This is a genomic window from Fluviispira vulneris, assembly GCF_014281055.1.
Lineage (GTDB): Bacteria > Bdellovibrionota_B > Oligoflexia > Silvanigrellales > Silvanigrellaceae > Silvanigrella > Silvanigrella vulneris.
Genome location: NZ_JACRSE010000003.1, coordinates 23323 through 43749, shown reverse-complemented (window position 1 = coordinate 43749; position 20427 = coordinate 23323). Strand labels below are relative to the sequence as shown.

Below are 20427 nucleotides of genomic sequence, written 5' to 3'. Positions count from 1 at the left end.
TATGATTTTTTTTCATAACTTAAACTAGGATCGGGTTAAGAGATTATAATGAATATTATTTTTAAAAGATTTTTCCCATTTTTCTTGCTAGCTATGTGTTTTATATTATTTTCTAGTAATAATGTTTCAGTTGCAAATGAACAAAATAAAAAATCACTCGTTACTTTAGGTGATGATGATATTAAAATGGATACTATCAAATCAAAAATAGTGGCTTGTGCAGAATTACGCAATAGAATAGTGTCTTATATAGATCGTATTTATTATCTAAATGATTGTAAACTTAGACCCGTCAAAAATTCAGAAGTCGTAAATAAATTTGTACAAATAAGAAAAAAGCATATTGTGAATCTGACAAGCGAAGTATTCTCTCTAATTCCAATTGGTGAAAATTATACTTTTGAAGATTATTACAACGATTTTGAAAAAAATAATTCTATCAGTTTTAAATATTTATGCCAAAATTATGATAAAAGTATTTTAACTTCAGACAATATCATTTACTATTATATTGATAAATGTAAGAGAAGACCTTTTGAAAAATATAGTGATGTTTTAAGATTTAGTGAAAAAAGTAGACCTATTTATACTTTGGCTCCTCAGATCCTTCGTGAATTCCCCATAGGCAATGCAATAATAGTTGAAAAAACATATTTAAATATAAATGAAAGTGAAGAGAGAATTAGAAAAAACTTGCCATCACCAAAAAAATTATGTGGTTCTTTAAATCGTAAAGTTGTTACTTTTCATGAAAGCTATTATTTTATCGAAGATTGTCATCTATTTAAAATCAAAGATTTGACTTTAGAGATCCAAAGAAAAGCGGATGACAAAGGAGGAATTGAAGAGCTAACAGTTATGCAAAAACTCGGTATTCCTGAAGGAGAAGATATAAGCGCTGTTGAAGTATTAAAGAAATTAAGATGATATTTACTTTAACACTTATTATTTTTTATCAAGCATAATCTTCCACTAAATGTTCATGCTTTTTATGATTTTTGAACTTTTCTTGTCTTTTAAAACTACTTTTGTATTTGAATAGTAATTGATTAATATATTTTCTGTTACTTTTCTAGTATGCTTCTTACCAAGCACTTTATGAATTGTCATAAACCAGAAATGATGATCTTTATACGGTGGATAGTAGTTTGCTAAAATATATCCTGATAGAACAACATTATAATTTATTTTAACTTTTAATCTTCCTCGTGTTGCAATCAGTTCAGCAATGACCGATTCTTTGGGTTTTAAAGTAACAGATAATCCCGTTGATGTGCCGACTGTTGTCATATGGCGCGTCGTTCCCCCTTTCCCCCAGGTGTGCTCAAAGCCAATTGAGGTCGTTGCTTCCGTTTCTACGGCAAGAATTGAAAATTTCCCTTTAATATTGAAGCCAGCAGAAAGTTTATTTGAACTGTTCCATGTGCTTTCAATCGTGTTGGCGACAGATTCAGTGATTGAGGCATTATAAGTAGCAACAATAGAGCTTTTATTTTCAAACTCTTTTTGACTGATGATCACTGTTTCTTGGCTAACGTCTGCAATAGTTATATCGGCAACATAATAACTCGTTTTTACTGGGGACCAATTGTATTCATTATATATTTTGCCCCAAGGGGATTCCTCAGCTAATAAGTGAACATCTTCAGGTCGTTCGCCTAAATGTTTTTCAACTGCGTTCTTAAGTTGTGACTCTTTTCCTATATTAAACATTTCTCTTTCTTCGGGAGTTATGAAGTGTTCTTCATAACCAAAAGGCAATACTTGTGTATTGTAAATGTCAGAGCCTGAAATAATTTCTAAATTAAGTGGCACTCTATCCCTCCTTTTATTTAATTTTGCGACGACAATAAATATAAATACATAAATTTGTCGTTTTCTAATTCGTTATTTTCTATTTATTACAACGGCTTAAAATATTTTGCAAGTAGCACTTTTGAAATTTGGAATTATATTTTTTTATTTTTTAACTTGAGATGCGGCTGTTTAAATTTTTAATAATCAGCACTTTCAGGCAATATTTTCAAAATGATCCCACGCATTAAATTCCGATTTGGCCAAGCTTTAACGGGTTGCATGCCAGATTGAAGCCAATCATTGCCGTAGCCGATTGTCACAACTTGGTCGGGATTAAGTTTAAATTTTCTTATAAAATAATTTCCAACAGCTTGAGCTCGCATCAAAGATTCTAATCTTAAATCTTCGCTGTTGCCTGCTGCGATATAAAAACCATCTACTTCTAATCTTCCATTTAATTTTTTAAAAAGATTAAATTTATTATTGAGAAATTCTTCTCCTTCTGGAGTAAAATCGTAAGAATATTCACCATTCCCTAAATTTACAAAAATATCTTCATAAGCTATTTCAATTTTAGGACTTATTGATATTTTTTTGGATATTGATTTTTCAACAGGAAAAACACTGTCTCCAGCCATTGGGCGCCAATAAAAATTTCCAGATTCAATAAATTTCTTAGGTATCGTGGCAGTAGTTCCTTGAATCATATCGATCCCTTTTATTGTAGCTTCCACCGTATTCCCATTTACATTTTCTACATTTCCTCTGCCTAAATAGACCCATCTACCTGGCGGTAAACATCGAGCAATTTGCACCTCACCTCCAATTGAAGGCTTTTGGTAATACGCCAAATTTTTATTTGTGTATAAGTCCCAACCGACCTTAAATTCATTTTTTATATTTGAACGTTCTGAATAAGTTAACTTAAGTGTTTGTGGCTCAAGTGAGGCAGGAGTGCATTCTTCATTTGGATAGGAAGTTTGAAAAAAATAGCTTATAAGAGACAATGCTGAACATACGTTTGTAAGGGATAAACAGACTAAAAAAGCTCCCATTGGTTTGGCAAAATGAATAAATGATTTAAAAATCAATTTTCGTTTCATAATTATCCTAATAGCTCATTTTAGACTTGATCCCTTGCCATCTTTTCGGCAACCTGCGCTTGAACCAGTGGGCAAATTTTTTAATTTGTCAAGACTTTAAGAATTAATACGGAAGATTTTTGCTGATGAGAAAAGTTGGAACAATTATAGATAATTTGCGTAAAGGTGAGAAAGCTCCAGATAGGCATGAAAATCCTTATTTGAAAGAAGCTCTGGGTTTATCTGAATATTTATTAACTCAAACTGAATTACATGAAAAATACACCTCATTGTTTACCGATATGTCTAAACCAATTGTTATTGAAATAGGCTGTTATATGGGCAAGACTGTTCTTGAACTTGTCGAAAATAACAAAGATATAAATATTTTAGGCTTAGATATTACTTATAAAAGGGTTGTGAAAGCTGCACGTAAACTCAAAAGAAATGCTTCTGAAAATGGGAGGATAGCTATTTGTGATGGAAAATCTTTTTTAAGTGACATTGTTCCTGACAATTCTCTTCTTGGTATTTGTGTTTTTTTCCCAGACCCCTGGCCTAAAGATAGACATGAAAAAAATAGGCTATTAAAATCTGATTTTATAAAGTTATTATATGCAAAGCTCTTACCAGGTGGATTCTTCTGGTTTAAAACAGATCACGAGCCTTACTTTTTAGAAACAGAGAAATTTGTTTTAAGTGCAGGTTTTATACCAGATGATGCACATGATTCTTCCCCTTTGTCAAAACCACGCAACATTAAGGGTGATTCGTACGAAACCGCATTTCAAAAACTTTTTACTGCAAAAGGAGTTCCTTTTTATCAAAGAGTTTTTCTTAAACAATAGAAAGAATTTTCATGCTCCATAAATTAACAAAAGATGGTCATTCCAACTCAAAAGCGGCACAAAAAGCAGCATTAATTGCCGCTTTTTGTGCCGCTTTTTTAGCACTGGGGAAACTCACGCTTTTTTTTATGACCGGTTCACTGATTGTCGCACTTTCTGCTCTTGATAGCACAATGGATATGATTGTTAGTTTGGTAAATCGCAAAATTGTAAAGTTTGCGCGACTTGATCCAGACCACAATCACCCCTATGGCCACGGACGCGCTGAAAGTATAGCAGCTTTAGGTCAAGGCAGCCTCATTATTGGTGGTGGGATTGCCATAGTCGTTTCAAGTGTAAGGCAGATTTATGATGTTTTATCGGGTCTTGTACTTGAAGCGAACCATTCAGACTGGAAGCAGATAGTATTTTTTATTTTTGCTGCTTTTGTAAGTCTTTTTGTGACAAAGTGGTTAAAAGTAAATGGACTAAAATTAAAGAGCCCTGCTCTTATTGCTGATGCTGAACATTATAAAGTAGATTTCGTGACAAATATTTCTTCAACTTTAGCACTTTTATTAATAGCTGTTTCTGGATATTCCATTTTAGATCCAGTGATTGCTTTGATATTTTCTGTATATATTATTTATGGTTCTTTTGGTTTAGTTAAAACAAGCATTAATGAACTTATGGATCATGACATTCCAGAAGATATAAAAGAAACAGCTAAAAAAATTGTGAGAGGAACAGATGAACGTATTTTGGATATTCATCGCTTCCGCGCACGGAAAAGTGGACATAGATACTTCTTCGACTTTCATGTTACATTACCTGAGGATTTATTGTTTAATGAAGTTCATATTATAATAGAGAATATTGAAAATGTTTTATCTTCTGAATTTGAGGGAGATGTTATTGTACATGCTGATCCGAGTAGTGTAAGACCAGAAAAATGAAAATAAAACCAGAAATAGTTGAGCTTTTTAAAAAATATGATGCTCATGCTACAGGCGTCTTTTCTTTTGAAGATAAAAAATTTTTAAGCATATTTGAAAAAGATTTAAGAGCTTTTGAGCAGTGGATAAGTGAAAATTCTCATGCAGGGATGAAATTTTTAGAAAATAATATTGATGTGAGAAAAGATCCTTCATTTATTTTGGAAAATTCAAAGACTGCTCTTATTTTTCTTTTTCCCTACTCATTAGGACAGCGGGTAAGAAATAGAAAAATAAACACGCAAGAAATTAAAATTAAAAATAATTCTTTAATTGGGAAAAAATTAATTTCAAAATATATTTATGGAAAAGATTATCATAAGGTATTAAGAAAAAATTTAGAGAAAATTGCCCAAGAATTGCAAAAGCATTTTAAAAAAAAATTTGCATTTAGACCAGTTATAGACTCGATTCCTTTTTTCGATAGGGCTCATGCCAGAGAGGCTCATCTGGGGTTTGTTGGTAAAAATACTATGCTTATTCGTCCTGGTATGGGAAGTTTCTTTTTTATAGCGACACTCCTTATTGATTTATCTTACTCTGAAATAGTTGAAAAGAAATTAAAAAACAAATTGAGTCCAATCGCAAGTTTAGATTGTGGTGATTGTCAAAAATGTTTAGATGCTTGTCCTACTAATGCACTAATTAAACCTTATTATTTAGATGCTAATAAATGTATTTCATATTTAACAATAGAACACAGAGAAATAGTACCAAAAAAGTATTTATCGCATTTTGCCAAGACGATTTATGGATGTGATATTTGCCAAGATGTGTGTCCCTATAATTTAGTTACAAATGATTTTGGTATTTTAAAAGATTTTTCTGATTTCAATAAAAATTTTTTAAATTTAACAATCCATAATATTGCTTTAATGACCCCATTAGAATATGAAAAGTGGTTTGGTGGTACTGCTGCAACGCGAGCAAAATATCAAGGACTTATCAGAAATGCATTATATCATTTATATGCAGTTAAAGATGAGAATATAAAGTGCATATTAAGTCATCATGAAAACTCAGACTTCAATCTCATTTCAGAAACTGTTAAACAAATACGCAATTTTCTAAATGAAACTTTATGAGAGGCTTGCTTTTGTTGATTCGTGATGGCAGCTTTGTTCTTTCCAAGTGTTTTAAAAAATGTATTCTATCAAAGGTAACTTAATAAATAATAACTTGCTACCTCTTGAAGATGAGTATGAGCTGTTAAGGAAAATAAAATGCTGCAAAATAGCATATTGATAAAGATAAGTTTTATTGTAACTTTCTCCATTTTTTTTATATCATGCCAGACTTCAAAGACGCTTCCCTCTGGTATACAAACAGGTTATGAAGCCGTAAATCCAGCCGCTATTATTGCTGTTCCACCATTTATTCTTCCAGATCCTTCAAAAACAACATCGATTGATCTTGCAACAATATCTTCTGAAAATATTATAGCTTTATTGCAAAAAAAAGTGATTGATTCGTTTGAGGGGCAGCCGAATATTAATGGATATCCATTTGAAGTTGTACAAAAAGCATTGTTAAAAAGTAATTCAAATGTTCTTACTAAATTAAACGAATCAATGAAAAATGTTGCAAATAGATTTTCATCACGTGAATCGTCCGTTCGTACTCTTATAACTTCTTCCTGCCTATCAAGACATAACTTTCTAGAATTTTATTCATATTGCCTAGCGACTGAACCAACATGGATTGACAATTTAAATACATTAACTGCTCGAGTGATGAATGCAGATACAGCGCTCATTGTGGTGGTTAACCAAATTGAATCAAACTTTATTGATGAAATTTATTCTATAACGGGTGGATTTTCTGTATTATTAGTAGATACAAACAACGCAAAACTTGTTTGGGGAAAAGATGGGAGTTTGACGTTGCAAAATCCACCCGAAAAAAAATATTTCCCAAGTTGGTCAGATCTCATAAATGGAGTTTTTGCAAATAATTTTTGGGATGATTTCCCTGGAAGAGTTGTCAATAAAAAGGTAATGAAAAAATAAAATGCAGTTGAAGGAAAAAATAAATGTCATCTTCAAGAAGCGATTTAAAACGGAAAAAAGAGTTTGTGACAGCATCTCGATCTGTGATAGATGAACTTTATTTTCCTAAAAATGCTATGACTGATAATGAGTATTTAAGCAAAATTAATTTTCCTGGAGAGTATCCATTTACACGTGGGGTTCATTCAGGAATGTATCGCAGCAGTTTATGGACAATGCGGCAATACGCAGGCTTTGCCAGTGCCGAAGAAAGTAACAAAAGATATAAATATTTACTGGCACAAGGTCAAACGGGTTTGAGTGTTGCTTTCGATTTGCCCACTCAAATCGGTTATGACTCTGACAGTGATGAAGCTGCGGGTGAAGTTGGTAAAGTTGGAGTTGCGATTGATACACTTGCTGATATGGAGATACTATTTAATGGCATTCCGTTAGATAAAATATCAACTTCTATGACAATCAATGCTTCTGCAGCAGTTTTATTAGCTCTTTATATTGCAGTGGCTGAAAAACAAGGTATCAGTAGTCATAAATTACGTGGCACTATACAAAATGATATCTTAAAAGAATATATTGCACGCGGAACATATATTTTTCCACCTCAACAATCTATGCGTATTATCACCGATATATTCGCTTTCTGTAAGGAACATGTACCCCTTTGGAATACAATCTCAATCAGTGGTTATCATATTCGTGAAGCAGGAAGTACTGCATCTGAAGAGGTTGGTTTTACTCTTGCAGATGGAATTGCCTATGTAGAGGCCGCTGTCAAAGTAGGATTAAATGTGGATGAATTTGCTCCTAGGCTTTCTTTCTTTTTCAATGCTTATACAGATCTACTTGAAGAAGTAGGGAAATTCAGAGCTGCTCGAAGAGTCTGGGCAAAAATAATGAAAGAGCGTTTTGGCGCTAAGAATCCCAAAAGTCTTATGTTGCGTTTCCATACACAAACTGCTGGTTCAACATTAACGGCTCAGCAACCCGAAAATAATATTGTCCGTGTGACTATTCAGGCACTTGCGGCAGTTTTAGGCGGGACACAGAGTTTACATACGAACTCAAAAGATGAAGCATTGGCCTTACCAACTGAGGAATCTGCACGTATAGCGCTTAGAACTCAGCAAATAATTGCACATGAAAGTGGCGTAGCTGAAACAGTCGATCCTTTAGCGGGAAGCTATTATATTGAAGCTTTGACCGACCGAATTGAAAATGAAGTTGTTGAAATTATCAAAAAAATAGACTCTCTCGGAGGAATGGTTCGAGCAATTGAGCAAGGATATGTTCAAGCTTCTATTCAAAAATCTGCTTATCAATATCAACAGGATATAGAATCTATAGATCGCGTAATTGTTGGCGTTAATAAATTTATTATTGAAGAAAATCCTCACGAAGGGCTTCTTAGAGTTGAGGATACTGTAGAAAAAATGCAGATAGAAAATTTAAAAAAAATAAAAAATAATAGAGATTCTGTTGCTGTTACAGAATCTTTATTAAAATTAAAAAATGCAGCTCAAGGGACAGAGAATTTAATGCCATATATATTGTCTGCCGTAAGAGCTTATGCAAGTATCGGTGAGATTTGTAATACGTTAAGAGAAGTCTTTGGTGAGTATAAAGAAAGCGTAATATTATGAGTAATACTGTGACACAATTAAAAGAAGACAGAAAATCATTTCCAGTGATAAAAATTAATTACGACAATCGGAAGCCAGTTGTACGCCCAAGTTGGGATGATTACTTTTTAGACATAGCGGAAGCAGTTTCCAAGCGGAGTCATGATGGTGAAACCCAGGTCGGTGTTGTTGTTATTGATGAAAATAAAAGAATTTTAGCGACAGGATACAATGGGTTTCCCCCTGGCTGTGATGATAAAAAACTACCAAACTTACGCCCAGATAAATATCCTTTTATGGTTCATGCAGAAATCAATGCAATTGCAGCTTCGCGACAAGATCTTAGGAATTCTGCTTTATATTGTACCTACAGCCCCTGTCGAGACTGCGCAAAAGCTATCATCACAGCTGGTGTAAAAAGAGTTGTGTTCAAGAAGGCTTATAAGAATGAGGATTACGATTTTGTTATGGATTTTTTAAAAGCTTGTGACGTGGAAGTTCGCCAAGTTAAGTAATAACTCTTAAACAAAATCATTTGCGCTCATCCGTATTTTCAGCTAAATAGACTTTGGATAGGGGCTTATAAATAAACTTAGGTGCCAGAGACTATGAAAAGTTTTTTAATTTCAATCGGTTGCGTATCGTCTTTCTTGTTTTTTCAAACAGTAATTGCTAAAGAAAAAAACGACAATAACTTTGTATTAATAAGTAATACTCCACAAAAATATAAAAACTTGGATTACCGCATCCCTGATTCTGATACTACGGAAAGTTTTACAAAATTAAGTCATGAATTTCAAAAAAAGTTTCCCAATCTTTCTCCCATCTATTTATTTGACGATGAAGAATATATAGACTCAAAATTGAATCAAAATATTCTTGCCTTTAATAGAAATAATATTTTATTTTTAATTAATAATAACAGAATTATTGCAAAGCTTGGAAAAATAATAGACGCAAATAATCAAGCCATACAGCCTTTTATAAATTCAATCTCAAATTCTAAGTTAATCGTGGCTTATTGTGATGCAAAATCGATTCCAATTGCAATCGTATTAAATAATAAAAATGGCGCAGTCTATTCTGTAAAGCGTACCAAAAACCAAGATATTTCGATTAAGCAAATAGGTCTTTCTAATATTCCTTTGCCACTTTAAACATAAAGTAATAGACATAGCAATTTGCTGATTTCTTGAGTGAGTTTTATTTATATTTCGTTTTGAATATTTTAAAAACTATTTTTATTTTAAGTGAAAAGAAATAAAAAAAAATTATTCACCCAACAGCCTTGACACCTTTGAGCGAGCGCTTATTTTCCACCTGAGGTATCGGGGGGAAGTCTCCTCTCACCTTTAAAATTAAGTTTTTAATGTTGTGGTTTATTTCCACTTTTTGGAGGCTCATTATGAAGATTCGTCCACTTTCCGACCGTATTTTAGTGAAACGCGTGGCAGAAGAAACTAAGACAGCTGGAGGAATTCTGATTCCTGACAATGCTAAAGAAAAACCAGTTGAAGCAACTGTTGTTGCCGTTGGCAATGGAAAGGTGCTTGCTGATGGCAAAGTACGTGCCATCGATATTAAAGTCGGAGATCGTGTTCTTTTCAGCAAATACAGTGGTACTGAAATCAAAGTTGAAGGCGAAGATCATCTTATTCTTCGTGAAGACGACGTACTTGGCGTTATTGGTTAAGAATCAACACCCCCTTTTTTATTTTGGGGCTTAATATATATAAAAAACTTTAGGAGATATCCATGTCAGCTAAGATGATTAATTTTGGTGAAGATGCTCGTAAAAAAATTCTTGTTGGTGTGAACACCCTTGCAGATGCTGTAAAAGTTACAATGGGGCCTAGAGGTCGTAACGTAGCAATTGATAAGTCCTTTGGTTCACCAAATGTAACAAAAGATGGTGTGACTGTTGCTAAAGAAATCGAACTTGAAGACAAGTTTGAAAACATGGGCGCACAAATGGTTAAGGAAGTTGCTTCAAAGACTTCTGATATCGCAGGAGATGGGACAACAACCGCAACTGTTCTTGCTCAGGCTATTTATCGCGAAGGCGTTAAACTCGTTGCTGCAGGTCACAATCCAATGGACTTAAAGCGCGGGATTGATAAGGCTGTGAGCGCTGTCACTGCTGAACTTAAGAAAGCGAGCAAAGCAATTTCAAGTCACAATGAAATTGCACAAGTGGGGACAATCTCAGCGAACTCCGATCAATACATCGGTGATATTCTTGCAAAAGCTATGGAAAAAGTAGGCAAGCAAGGCGTTATTCAAATCGAAGAAGCAAAAGGTATGGAAACAACGCTTGACGTTGTTGAAGGTATGCAGTTCGATCGCGGATATTTATCCAATTACTTTGTAAATGACGCTGAAAGAATGGAAGTGAATTACGAAGATGCGTATGTTCTTATTTTCGATAAAAAACTTTCTTCTTTAAAAGACCTTGTGCCAATTCTTGAAAAAATTATTCGCACCGGCAAGCCACTTCTTGTTATTGCTGAAGATGTTGAAGGCGAAGCTCTTGCAGCTCTTGTTCTTAACCGTCTCCGTGCAAATCTTAAAATTGTAGCAGTGAAGGCTCCTGGCTTTGGTGACCGTCGTAAAGCAATGCTCGAAGATATTGCAATTCTTACTGGTGCAACAGTTATTTCTGAAGAACTTGGAATGAAACTTGAAGCAACAACAATTGAACAACTTGGTGTTGCAAAACGTGTGCGTTGTGACAAAGACAACACAACTATTATTGATGGCCAAGGGGCAAAAGCAGATATTGAAGCGCGCGTTAAGCAACTCAACAAACAAATCGTCGACTCAACTTCTGATTACGACCGCGAAAAATTGCAAGAACGTCTTGCAAAACTTTCTGGTGGTGTAGCTGTTATCCGTGTTGGTGCTGCAACTGAAACAGAAATGAAAGAAAAGAAAGCACGCGTTGAAGACGCATTGCATGCAACCCGTGCTGCAGTTGAAGAAGGTATTGTTCCAGGGGGTGGAGTTGCTCTTATTCGTGCACAAAAAGTGCTCGAAACTCTTCGCGCAAACTCTAATAACGACGAGCGTTTTGGAATTGATATCATTTCACGTTCTTGCGAAGAACCACTTCGTCAAATCGTTGCAAATGGTGGATATGAACCATCTGTGGTTGTGAATAAGGTACGTGAAAGTACTTCAGCAAATTACGGATTTAATGCTAAAGAAGAGCGTTATGAAGACATGGTAGCAGCTGGTATTATCGACCCAACTAAGGTAACTCGTTCAGCATTGCAAAATGCAGCTTCTGTTGCTTCGCTTCTACTTACAACTGAGTGCATGATCGCTGAGCGTCCAAAAGATGACAAAGCAGCTCCTGCACCAGGTGCTGGTTACCCAGGCATGATGTAATTTCTTTTTAAGAAATGATTATTAACCCCGAGTTCAATTGAATTCGGGGTTTTTATTTTAAAAAAATAAATAAAATTCATATCTATACTTTTTATGAATATTTATTAACGAACTCATTGTCTGACATACAGATTAAACGGATTCCTTCAATAAACGATATGATTCCTGGAATTAAAGTCCAACAAAAAAGAATATATAAGAGACCTACGCCAAATTTTCCTAAATAAAATTTATGCGCACCAATACCTCCTAAGAGCAAAGCAAATAATGCGGTTGATACCCTATTTCTTCCATTTTTAAGTTGGACTGCTGATTGTCTGCAACCACAGCCAGGGCAAATTTCAGCTTTGACTTTTATAATTTTGCCACAATCTGAACAATATTTTTCATCTGAGGCTTTTATTTGTGAGGACATAAACTCTCCATTTAAAAGTTAAATTTAATTATTTATATATAGAATAAAAATTTACAAAAAGCAAAGCGAAAAATTTACAAGATATATCAAAAGATTTACAAGTAAGGCGCAAAGAAAATGCAGATGAAAATCCTTTATTTTAATAACTGCATAATTTATCATTAAAAAATCATAGTAACTTTAAGAACAAAGAATAGTTTAGATTTTGTACCAAACTGAATTAAAAAAAGGTTAAATAGAGTGTTTGGGAAAAAAAATCCACTAAAGTGTGTAAGTATTTGCTGTCAAAAAAATTATCGGTATAAATTGCTCTATTCATTTTTTGTAAATTGTCTTTTCTGCTGTTTTGAGCGATAATTAAACGAACTCAAAATATTATTTCAAATCAGTAGCAATAATATTTTGAGTTAGATATGTATGAGGTACATTAATGAAATTAATATTACTCATCGCAAAATGCTTGTTGGTATTTAATCTATTCTTTTCAAGATCTGTATTTGCTATGAAATATTTATATACAGATGAGTATGAAATTAAAATTGTGAAAATAAAAATAAATCCATATGATCCTGGACATTTCGTCAGAATCGATGCAAATCCATTTTTAAAGCCCTATCATACGAAGCATCACTCAAAGCCTTTAATATGGAGTTTGGTGGAGCTCGGCATTTATTTAATGTATCTGATGGACTGGGATATCCAGCAAAAAAAACTACGGACTATTATCATTTTATTCTAGGATCTACTGTTTCAATAGAAAATGCAATCGTGTATGGAAAAAATAGAAGTAATTTTACGATTGAAATGGTGCCTTTTCCTCACAGCTCAATTATAGCTGCACGTACAGAATATCGAGTGAGCGATGGCAGAATTGAAGCGCATGATTCAATCGATTTTCCTGTAGCGTTTTTTGACCAAAAAATACTAGAAGACAATGGAATTATATCTAGCATAATTGCGAGCGAATTTTCTCGCAAAGCAGTTATTTATAAGTTAGATTTCAAGGAAGTGCTTAAAAATTTAAGGTATTTAAAGGAATATGGTTCGATACCAATAAATTTTAGTTTTAAAGAGTGTAAATAATTTATAGGAATATTAATCATTTCACGACATTTCTTTTTAATATTCACAATGAGATTAAAGAAAATAATTTTATTAACTTATTTTAATATTCTATTGATTAAACAGAAAGCGCGGGATACCGATTGGAGAACGAAATACTTTACTTGTAACATATCCAGGATATAGTGTGTTATCAGCGTTTGCAAAAGCAGACCATTTTCCATCATAAACCTCTTCGACGGGTTGAGGGTACATATAATCTTTTCCATGTTGTTTTCTGCAGAGTATTTTAAGTTCATTGTATTTATTTTCTGCATCATCTAAAACAAAGAAAGTAAAATATTTATTCTCTGATGTATAATATTTCCATTGACCACTGACAGTCATTGTACCTTTATTCTTCGTATTGCCACCCCAAGATCCAAATACAATGTCCTCTGGATTATAATCATATTTTAACCACTTCCATTCATGGTGAATACTTGAGCAATAAACATATGCATTGTCGGCATGAATTTTAGGAACAAATAAGAAAATTGGTATAAAAATAGACGCAATTTTTATTTTCACTCTAAAACCTCTTGTTAAAAATAAAAATTAACAAAAGAAAAAGAATAAATCAAATAAGAATTTTATTTATTCTTTTTAAAAAGATATAAATATTTTCCATATCCAAGCCTTTCCATGTCTTTGAGAGGAATAAATCGCAAAGAAGCAGAATTCATACAATAACGTTTGTGAGTCGGTCCGGGGCCATCATCAAAAACATGTCCTAGATGGGAGTCTCCGTATTTTGAACGTACTTCAGTGCGTTCTTCACTGCTCAGTTTATTGTCTGTTTTTGTCATTATAAATTTATTATCAATTGGTTTTGTAAAACTTGGCCAACCTGTTTTAGAATCGTATTTATCTGTGGAGCTAAATAAAGGTTCACCTGAGACAAGATCAACATAAATACCAGGTTCTTCATTTTTCCAGTATTCATTATTAAATGCAGGTTCAGTGCCTTCATGTTGTGTGACTTTTTTTTGCATTGGTGTGAGTTTTTCCAAAGCAGAATCTTTGTCAAATTTAGAATATTTTGAATCTTCTTGAGTTGATAATTCAGTATTTTTTTCTTTATTATCTGCCATAACTGTTCCTGTTAATAATAGTGTGATTATATACAATAGAGAACTTATTTTTTTTGTATTATTTAGCATCCCATAGCTCCTTCACACGCGCATCTCTGCGGCATGTGTTACGATAGTTTGTGTATTGAATTGGATTTTTTAAGTAATACTTTTGATGATATTCTTCTGCATTTACAAAATGAGTAGAAGGAACTATTTCTGTATAAACTCCTTTAAATTTTTTTTGAATTTTTTCTTTAGAAGCAATTGCTATTTTCTTCTGTGATTCATTTAAATAGAAAATAACAGTTCTATATTGCTTTCCTCTATCACAAAATTGTCCGTCAATATTTGTTGGATCAATATGCACCCAAAAAAAATCAAGTAACTGAGAATAACTTAGCTTATTAGGATCATAAATGATTTTAATAGATTCAACAAATGGGGTTTTGCCAGAGGATACTTTTTCATAAGTAATAGATTTGTCGAAGCCACCATCATAGCCAACAATTGTTTCTTTTACACCATCGAGTTTATCAAAATCAGACTGAACACACCAAAAACATCCACCAGCGACAATAGCTATTTCGGTGCTTTTATTTGTTGTTACTGTCTTTGAGCTCTTGTTAGAATCAAGAGTGAAAGCAATACTAGGAAATAGTAACAAAAATATTAAAAGGATTCTAATCATAACCAACGCCTCCAAGGAAGAAAGGGAGTGCTGCTGCTAACAGATTAGCAATATTTTTATTATGTGCAATATAAAAATATAAGAAATTATGACGCCATTTTTTTATCTTCAGTCTTTTTATTTAGTGAGATTGTTTTGCTGTATAATTTATAAATTAAAACCAATAAAGTTAAAGAAATAATGAGAATGCTAATGATTTCAAAATAAAATGAGGGTTGGAATATTTTTAAGTAAGTAATAGTTGCGATTGAAATGGCATGAAGCGGAAGAATAATATGGAAGATAGGATTGAAAGTGAAATTATTTTTAAATTTATTGATAATGTTAATTGATAAGAAAATTACTGCAAAAATTATAAAAACAGATTTTATTTGTGCCCATTCACACCAAACTAGCATTAAATTGCAAAAATAGAAACTTAAAAAAGATATGGTTTTAAAATATTTTACTTTAAAACTCGTTTCCATAAAATTATTTATACGTGCATATAAAACATATATAGGGACATAGGACATAGTTAAAATAATAAGCCCACAGAGAATTGCTATCATACTTTGCCAGCCGGAAACGACGCTTAAAAATACGACCCCTATTATAAAGTTAATTATATTTGCATAGTAAGGTGAACCATAGCGATTTTTTTGTGCAAAAATTGTTGGAAATATTTTTGCTTCAGAAAGATTACTGAGCACTCGAGAGGCTGCAACTTTATAACCAAGTCCAGTGCCAAATGGCGAGATGACTGCATCAAAATAAAGAAAATAGCTCATAAATAAGAAACCAAACATGGCTAAAAGTCCTGCTATAGGACCTGAATCACCTGCAAAATTTAATTGTGACCACCCATTAGAAAGATTTTCGCTTGGAATAGAGAGATTAAAACCAATTTGTATCAACAGATAAACAACAATTGCAATGAAAATTGAGCCAAATACAGCTATGGGAATATTTTTTTGGGGATTATCTGTTTCCTTTGCTAGGAAAATAGCAGTTTGAAAACCTATGAATGAAAATGCAATACCACCTGTAGAGATAGCAACGAGCATTCCTGAAATCCCTTCACTGAAAAGACCAATAGATAAATTGTTAAATGCATTCATGGGGTTATTATATATTACGTAGAAGAAAATAAATGCCACTGAAATTGGAATAATGACTTTAATAATTGTAATGAGCTTATTAAAACGCCCAACCGTATTTGAGGCAAATATATTAATAGAAAACATAATAAAAAGAAGAAAAAATGAAAGCATTAAACCAGCATTTGAAAGCTCAAAATTCTGTACATCGCTCTTTCGGATCCAATTAAAATAATTTGAAGCATATTGAACAGTAGCTTGAACTTCAATTGGAGGAATCAAAGCGGTCCAAATCCAAGTTAAAATGCTAACAAGTGTGCATCCATTTTTAGTTAAGCTATGAGCCGCGGCATCTGAAAGATTGTTAAATCTTTTATTTAAGATAACTTCTGCATAGCTCAGAGCCACTATAGACATCATAAGGCCCCCAATTATCCAAGAAATGATTGCAGCATTTCCTGCGAGCTTAGCTGTGTAATAAGCTCCGTAAAGCCATCCAGATCCAATTATGGATCCTAATGAAAAAAATAGAAGATTTATAAGAGTTATTTTCTTCATATGCTCATCTTTCAAAAATTATTAAGTGTGCAAAATAAATATATGTTTTATTATTCTGCTAAAATTGTGACACTTATTTATTGCGAATGAATATCTAAACATGAACAATCATGCCAAAGCTCTTTCTTTATAACCCTTTTGCAAAAAATTCCACCGTAAGATTCAATTAATTATGAGTTTTATAAAGTTTTGTTAAATAGTGTTAAAAGTTAAAAATTCAATTTTAGATAGCCAAAATAATTTTGCATGTAAATTATTTTGGATTATTAGAGACTAAAACTCGCTAGAATAAATAAAAAGTCTTTTTATCTGGAGTTATTTATACGTATTTGCTAAAACTAATTTGTATTAAATTTTCTTAATCAGCCGATGGAGGCATAATAAATGGTAACTTATGGGCAGAACCGTATTTATTTTGACTGCAATGCCACGACTCCAATTTTAGAAGAATCATGTAAAGCAGCTATTTGCTCTATGCAACGTGTTTATGGAAATCCAAGCAGTACGCATATGGCTGGAGCGGAAGCTAAGCTGATTCTTGAAAGGTCACGTCAATTTGCCAGCGATGTCTTAAATGCAAATCCAAACGAAATTTTTTTTACAAGCGGTGCGACTGAAGCTATTCAAATCGGAGTTCTTTCTTGTTTGCAAAGTATAGCTGACAATCCGATCTATAAAGAATTAAATAATTCTAAAAAAATTCTAGTAGCATCAACTGAACATAAAGCTGTTTCAAGTGCAGTAGAGCATTGGTCAAAAGTGCTTAAATTAAATATACCCATCGTCGTTTTAGAGGTAAACACGAATGGAATTATCAAGTATGAGCATCTTGCTGAGCATGCAAAAGATACCTTACTCCTCTGTACAATGGCTGTAAATAATGAAACAGGTGTTATTCAGGACTTAAAAAAAATTGAAGGCATAATAAGGAAGGAAAAACATCATATATATTGGCTTGTAGATTGTGTGCAAGCTCTTGGAAAAATCGATCTCGATTTTAAACATATTAGCATTGATTATGCTTCTTTTAGTGCGCACAAAATTCATGCACCAAAAGGAATTGGATTTTTATATTTGCGTGAAGGAGCTCCTCGCTGCCCACTGATTGTTGGAGGGGGACAGGAACAAGGAATTCGTTCGGGAACAGAAAATCTACCAGGTATAGCAGCCCTTGGTGTTGTGCTCGAAATGTTAAGTGAAAGAAAAAAAGGTATGACTGTTCAAGCATTAAGGACTGAAAATGAGCTTGAATCATTTAGATCAATGTTAGTGAATGCATTAAAAAAAGCTTTTCCAACAATTGAGTTTAATGCGGATTTTAAAGATTCAGTATCGACTACACTAAACTTTTCTATATTCGGAATATCATCTAAAGAACTGATGAATGTATTCGATGCGGCAGGTGTAAGTGTAAGTGGTGGTTCTGCATGCAATTCTAAGTCTGTGAGTCACAGTCACGTATTGACAGCAATGAAACTTCCAGAGTGGAAGTTAGCTTCAGCTATTAGACTTTCCTTTGGTTTTGCAACAAAAAAAGAAGAAATTTTAGCTGGCTCAGAGGCAATTTTGTCAGCAGGGAAGGCATTGAGAAATACTTGTTTAAATTTATCATGCAATATAGAAAATAATTCTTACGAAATTATCTCTCCTGATGACGAATTACATGGTGTCATTCAAATAGATTTTCAAAATGCGAACTCCTGGCTTTTAATTGATAAATATTCAAAAAATTGTATTATTATCGATCCTACTTATGAAAGTATTGAAAGAATTATTAATATAATTAAATGTCGAGATTTTAATGTATGTGCCGTTTTAGACACACATTCTCATGCAGATCATGATTCAGCGCGGAAAAATATTCTGCTAGCTTTAAATTTACCTGATAATGCGCAAGAGCCTCTTGGGTGGCCATTGGAAAGCAATGAATTTTTAAATTTTCCATCTCAATATTGGAAAATAAAAAGGTTAAAAACCCCAGGGCATACGCTTGATAGTGTAAGTTATCTCGTTTACAAAATATCAGATCAGAATGAGCCAATTTTTGCTTTTGTTGGTGACACAATTTTAAGTGGTGGTTTGGGACGAACAGATTTTGGTATCAGCGGGATTAATCAATTTTACACGACATTGCAAAATCTGAATTTAGTACTCGCAGAAAAAACTATACTCTGTTCGGCTCATGATTATAGCAATAACTTTGCTACCGTTTGGGGAGTCGAAAAGAGGAATAATCAACTCTTACAAAAAGTATTGAATCCTTTTAGAGTCATGTCATTTGAGGAATTTTCTAGTGAAAAGAAAATACTTGATTCACAAATTACTTCGCAAAGTCAACATGGACAAATTGTTTGTGGAATGATAGATTCCTATGAAATTAAGGATGCAAAATTACCAATTTTAGACCATGCAAAATTGTTAGCAGATAACTACTTTGTGATAGACATTCGTGAACGAGCCGAGTCTTTGCTTTTTAAAGATTGGAATTTTATAGGTTTGGAAGAGAGACCAACAAATATTCCAAAAAGCCAAATTGTAAATTTAATTATTAATCTTGTTCATAATGAATATGAATATTGTAATAAAAAAATAGCGTTAGTTTGCTCGACTGGCAATAGATCTTTATTTATTGCAAAAAGCCTAAGAAGAATAGGATTTGAGTCCGTATGGAGTTTGAATGGTGGTTTTGCTTTTTCTCGACTCAAAAATGATGAACAACAATAATGAATATTTGGGAAACTAAAATAAATGATGCATTTCAACTGAATAAAGATGAAGTGCATATTTGGCGAGTTAATATTTCTGAATCTGAACAATATTTATTTAAATATGAGCAGATATTAGATGAAGTTGAAATTAATAAATATAAACAATATCATCAAAAAATAGATGGTATTCGTTCTGTCGTTGGAAGAGCCTTAATAAGAATTTTATCTGCCAAATATTTAGGAATAAAAACTTCTCAAATCTTATTTGCATATTCTAAATACCATAAACCATTCTTGTCTGAGAATATAAATATAAAGAATTTAAAATTCAATATTTCCCATGCAGGCAAATGGATCGCTCTTGCTTTTAGTTTGGAGCATGAAGTTGGAGTCGATATTGAAGAATATAAGAACGATTTCGATATCGATGGTTCCGCAAAATTAGTTTTTTCACCTAAGGAATATAATACTTGGAAGGCTTTACCACAGATAGAAAAATGTGCTTCCTTTTTTCATGTGTGGAGTGCTAAAGAAGCTATTATAAAAGCATTGGGCTTAGGATTTTACTATCCACCCGAAAATTTAACTGTTTCTATAGATCCTAAAAAAGTCTGTGAAGTGATTGAAGACAAAAACTCTCAATATCCAGTTATGGATTGGGCATTGGAACAGTTTTTTATAGATGCGAATTATTCTGCTGTTTTTGCAACGAAAAAAAAGAATTTTAAGATAAAATATTTCGATTGGAAGGGATCACAAATTAATTTGACAGATCCTGCAAAGGAAACTTTTTAAATTCTAATTCCAAACTCAGAAAAATTTTCTTTAGGAATAAAGTGTTTTGGTTTTAAATTATTTATAATTAAATTTAATGAACATTCTTCTCCAGCACACCAAACAAATGCTTGATTTTTTCCATCTGTCTGAACACCTGTTACACATTTTTCAATATTTTTAACAAGGATAAATTCTTTTAAATGTTTTTCAAAGTGTTCTGCTGTTCCTTTCGAATCGGTTCCATAGTAATCCCAGACGCATGCAAGCATATTTTCTCCAAAATAAAAGGCGAATTTCTTCGCCATT

The 20427-nt window shown here is 32.9% G+C and carries 21 protein-coding genes; 13 read left to right on the top strand and 8 right to left on the bottom strand.

The features are described 5' to 3' along the window. The first annotated feature begins 48 nt into the window (after window positions 1-48). Window positions 49-927 (top strand): hypothetical protein, encoded by an 879-nt coding sequence (locus H7355_RS06975; protein ID WP_186646049.1) that lies wholly within the window; start codon window positions 49-51, stop codon window positions 925-927. A gap of 45 nt (window positions 928-972) precedes the next feature. Here H7355_RS06975 and H7355_RS06970 read toward each other — a convergent pair whose 3' ends face one another. Both H7355_RS06970 and H7355_RS06965 read right to left on the bottom strand, forming a co-directional pair. Beyond that, the gene (locus H7355_RS06970) at window positions 973-1815 is read right to left on the bottom strand and encodes a follicular epithelium yolk protein subunit (protein WP_186646047.1); all 843 of its coding nucleotides are present in this window, start codon (window positions 1813-1815) and stop codon (window positions 973-975) included. A gap of 179 nt (window positions 1816-1994) precedes the next feature. Continuing rightward, complete coding sequence (locus H7355_RS06965) at window positions 1995-2900, bottom strand: OmpA family protein (protein WP_186646045.1); 906 nt, start codon at window positions 2898-2900, stop codon at window positions 1995-1997. A 125-nt stretch (window positions 2901-3025) separates the two neighbouring features. On the opposite strand from H7355_RS06965, the gene trmB reads away from it, so the two are divergent. From trmB to groL, 9 genes are all read left to right on the top strand, one after another. After that, entirely contained in the window at window positions 3026-3727 is a 702-nt protein-coding gene (trmB, locus tag H7355_RS06960) for a tRNA (guanosine(46)-N7)-methyltransferase TrmB (protein ID WP_286190706.1), read from the top strand. Between the two features lie 11 nt (window positions 3728-3738). After that, window positions 3739-4662, top strand: coding sequence for a cation diffusion facilitator family transporter (locus tag H7355_RS06955; protein WP_186646041.1), 924 nt, complete (start codon window positions 3739-3741; stop codon window positions 4660-4662). After that, window positions 4659-5786 carry a tRNA epoxyqueuosine(34) reductase QueG gene (gene queG, locus H7355_RS06950; protein ID WP_186646039.1) on the top strand — a complete coding sequence of 376 codons (1128 nt, stop codon included), beginning with the start codon at window positions 4659-4661 and terminating at the stop codon, window positions 5784-5786. Before H7355_RS06955 ends, queG begins: the two co-directional genes overlap by 4 nt. Before the next feature lie 138 nt (window positions 5787-5924). Further along, window positions 5925-6710 carry a hypothetical protein gene (locus H7355_RS06945; protein ID WP_186646038.1) on the top strand — a complete coding sequence of 262 codons (786 nt, stop codon included), beginning with the start codon at window positions 5925-5927 and terminating at the stop codon, window positions 6708-6710. A gap of 23 nt (window positions 6711-6733) precedes the next feature. Then, window positions 6734-8350 carry an acyl-CoA mutase large subunit family protein gene (locus H7355_RS06940; protein ID WP_186646036.1) on the top strand — a complete coding sequence of 539 codons (1617 nt, stop codon included), beginning with the start codon at window positions 6734-6736 and terminating at the stop codon, window positions 8348-8350. Continuing rightward, window positions 8347-8844, top strand: coding sequence for a deoxycytidylate deaminase (locus H7355_RS06935; protein ID WP_186646035.1), 498 nt, complete (start codon window positions 8347-8349; stop codon window positions 8842-8844). Before H7355_RS06940 ends, H7355_RS06935 begins: the two co-directional genes overlap by 4 nt. Before the next feature lie 93 nt (window positions 8845-8937). After that, window positions 8938-9486, top strand: coding sequence for a hypothetical protein (locus H7355_RS06930; RefSeq protein ID WP_186646034.1), 549 nt, complete (start codon window positions 8938-8940; stop codon window positions 9484-9486). A gap of 248 nt (window positions 9487-9734) precedes the next feature. Beyond that, the gene (groES, locus tag H7355_RS06925; protein ID WP_130612245.1) at window positions 9735-10022 is read left to right on the top strand and encodes a co-chaperone GroES; all 288 of its coding nucleotides are present in this window, start codon (window positions 9735-9737) and stop codon (window positions 10020-10022) included. A gap of 62 nt (window positions 10023-10084) precedes the next feature. Then, window positions 10085-11719 carry a chaperonin GroEL gene (groL, locus tag H7355_RS06920; protein ID WP_186646033.1) on the top strand — a complete coding sequence of 545 codons (1635 nt, stop codon included), beginning with the start codon at window positions 10085-10087 and terminating at the stop codon, window positions 11717-11719. Between the two features lie 91 nt (window positions 11720-11810). On the opposite strand, the gene H7355_RS06915 is transcribed toward groL, so the two are convergent. Continuing rightward, entirely contained in the window at window positions 11811-12134 is a 324-nt protein-coding gene (locus H7355_RS06915; RefSeq protein WP_186646032.1) for a TM2 domain-containing protein, read from the bottom strand. Between the two features lie 645 nt (window positions 12135-12779). On the opposite strand from H7355_RS06915, the gene H7355_RS06910 reads away from it, so the two are divergent. Next, on the top strand, window positions 12780-13217 hold the full coding sequence (locus H7355_RS06910; protein WP_186646031.1) for a hypothetical protein: 438 nt from the start codon (window positions 12780-12782) through the stop codon (window positions 13215-13217). A gap of 90 nt (window positions 13218-13307) precedes the next feature. Here the strand turns inward: H7355_RS06910 and H7355_RS06905 are convergent, their stop codons facing one another. The 4 genes from H7355_RS06905 to H7355_RS06890 form a co-directional block, all read right to left on the bottom strand. Next, window positions 13308-13766 (bottom strand): hypothetical protein, encoded by a 459-nt coding sequence (locus tag H7355_RS06905; RefSeq protein WP_186646030.1) that lies wholly within the window; start codon window positions 13764-13766, stop codon window positions 13308-13310. Window positions 13767-13828: 62 nt separating this feature from the next. Next, window positions 13829-14329 carry a peptide-methionine (R)-S-oxide reductase MsrB gene (gene msrB / locus H7355_RS06900; protein ID WP_186646785.1) on the bottom strand — a complete coding sequence of 167 codons (501 nt, stop codon included), beginning with the start codon at window positions 14327-14329 and terminating at the stop codon, window positions 13829-13831. A gap of 58 nt (window positions 14330-14387) precedes the next feature. After that, window positions 14388-14999 (bottom strand): peptide-methionine (S)-S-oxide reductase MsrA, encoded by a 612-nt coding sequence (msrA, locus tag H7355_RS06895; protein WP_186646029.1) that lies wholly within the window; start codon window positions 14997-14999, stop codon window positions 14388-14390. An 86-nt stretch (window positions 15000-15085) separates the two neighbouring features. Continuing rightward, the gene (locus tag H7355_RS06890; protein ID WP_186646027.1) at window positions 15086-16636 is read right to left on the bottom strand and encodes an APC family permease; all 1551 of its coding nucleotides are present in this window, start codon (window positions 16634-16636) and stop codon (window positions 15086-15088) included. Window positions 16637-17020: 384 nt separating this feature from the next. On the opposite strand from H7355_RS06890, the gene H7355_RS06885 reads away from it, so the two are divergent. Next, window positions 17021-19360, top strand: coding sequence for an aminotransferase class V-fold PLP-dependent enzyme (locus tag H7355_RS06885; protein ID WP_186646025.1), 2340 nt, complete (start codon window positions 17021-17023; stop codon window positions 19358-19360). Continuing rightward, window positions 19360-20139, top strand: coding sequence for a 4'-phosphopantetheinyl transferase family protein (locus H7355_RS06880; RefSeq protein WP_186646022.1), 780 nt, complete (start codon window positions 19360-19362; stop codon window positions 20137-20139). Before H7355_RS06885 ends, H7355_RS06880 begins: the two co-directional genes overlap by 1 nt. On the opposite strand, the gene H7355_RS06875 is transcribed toward H7355_RS06880, so the two are convergent. After that, complete coding sequence (locus H7355_RS06875; protein WP_186646020.1) at window positions 20136-20390, bottom strand: hypothetical protein; 255 nt, start codon at window positions 20388-20390, stop codon at window positions 20136-20138. The genes H7355_RS06880 and H7355_RS06875 overlap by 4 nt on opposite strands. Window positions 20391-20427: the final 37 nt, after the last annotated feature.

Bases quoted from the DNA above. Each gene is read 5' to 3' on its own strand.
- H7355_RS06975 (WP_186646049.1), top strand. From the start codon at position 49: ATGAATATTATTTTTAAAAGATTTTTCCCATTTTTCTTGCTAGCTATG.
- H7355_RS06965 (WP_186646045.1), bottom strand. From the start codon at position 2,900: ATGAAACGAAAATTGATTTTTAAATCATTTATTCATTTTGCCAAACCA.
- trmB (WP_286190706.1), top strand. From the start codon at position 3,026: ATGAGAAAAGTTGGAACAATTATAGATAATTTGCGTAAAGGTGAGAAA.
- H7355_RS06955 (WP_186646041.1), top strand. From the start codon at position 3,739: ATGCTCCATAAATTAACAAAAGATGGTCATTCCAACTCAAAAGCGGCA.
- queG (WP_186646039.1), top strand. From the start codon at position 4,659: ATGAAAATAAAACCAGAAATAGTTGAGCTTTTTAAAAAATATGATGCT.
- H7355_RS06945 (WP_186646038.1), top strand. From the start codon at position 5,925: ATGCTGCAAAATAGCATATTGATAAAGATAAGTTTTATTGTAACTTTC.
- H7355_RS06940 (WP_186646036.1), top strand. From the start codon at position 6,734: ATGTCATCTTCAAGAAGCGATTTAAAACGGAAAAAAGAGTTTGTGACA.
- H7355_RS06935 (WP_186646035.1), top strand. From the start codon at position 8,347: ATGAGTAATACTGTGACACAATTAAAAGAAGACAGAAAATCATTTCCA.
- H7355_RS06930 (WP_186646034.1), top strand. From the start codon at position 8,938: ATGAAAAGTTTTTTAATTTCAATCGGTTGCGTATCGTCTTTCTTGTTT.
- groES (WP_130612245.1), top strand. From the start codon at position 9,735: ATGAAGATTCGTCCACTTTCCGACCGTATTTTAGTGAAACGCGTGGCA.
- groL (WP_186646033.1), top strand. From the start codon at position 10,085: ATGTCAGCTAAGATGATTAATTTTGGTGAAGATGCTCGTAAAAAAATT.
- H7355_RS06915 (WP_186646032.1), bottom strand. From the start codon at position 12,134: ATGTCCTCACAAATAAAAGCCTCAGATGAAAAATATTGTTCAGATTGT.
- H7355_RS06910 (WP_186646031.1), top strand. From the start codon at position 12,780: ATGGAGTTTGGTGGAGCTCGGCATTTATTTAATGTATCTGATGGACTG.
- msrB (WP_186646785.1), bottom strand. From the start codon at position 14,329: ATGGCAGATAATAAAGAAAAAAATACTGAATTATCAACTCAAGAAGAT.
- msrA (WP_186646029.1), bottom strand. From the start codon at position 14,999: ATGATTAGAATCCTTTTAATATTTTTGTTACTATTTCCTAGTATTGCT.
- H7355_RS06890 (WP_186646027.1), bottom strand. From the start codon at position 16,636: ATGAAGAAAATAACTCTTATAAATCTTCTATTTTTTTCATTAGGATCC.
- H7355_RS06885 (WP_186646025.1), top strand. From the start codon at position 17,021: ATGGTAACTTATGGGCAGAACCGTATTTATTTTGACTGCAATGCCACG.
- H7355_RS06880 (WP_186646022.1), top strand. From the start codon at position 19,360: ATGAATATTTGGGAAACTAAAATAAATGATGCATTTCAACTGAATAAA.
- H7355_RS06875 (WP_186646020.1), bottom strand. From the start codon at position 20,390: ATGCTTGCATGCGTCTGGGATTACTATGGAACCGATTCGAAAGGAACA.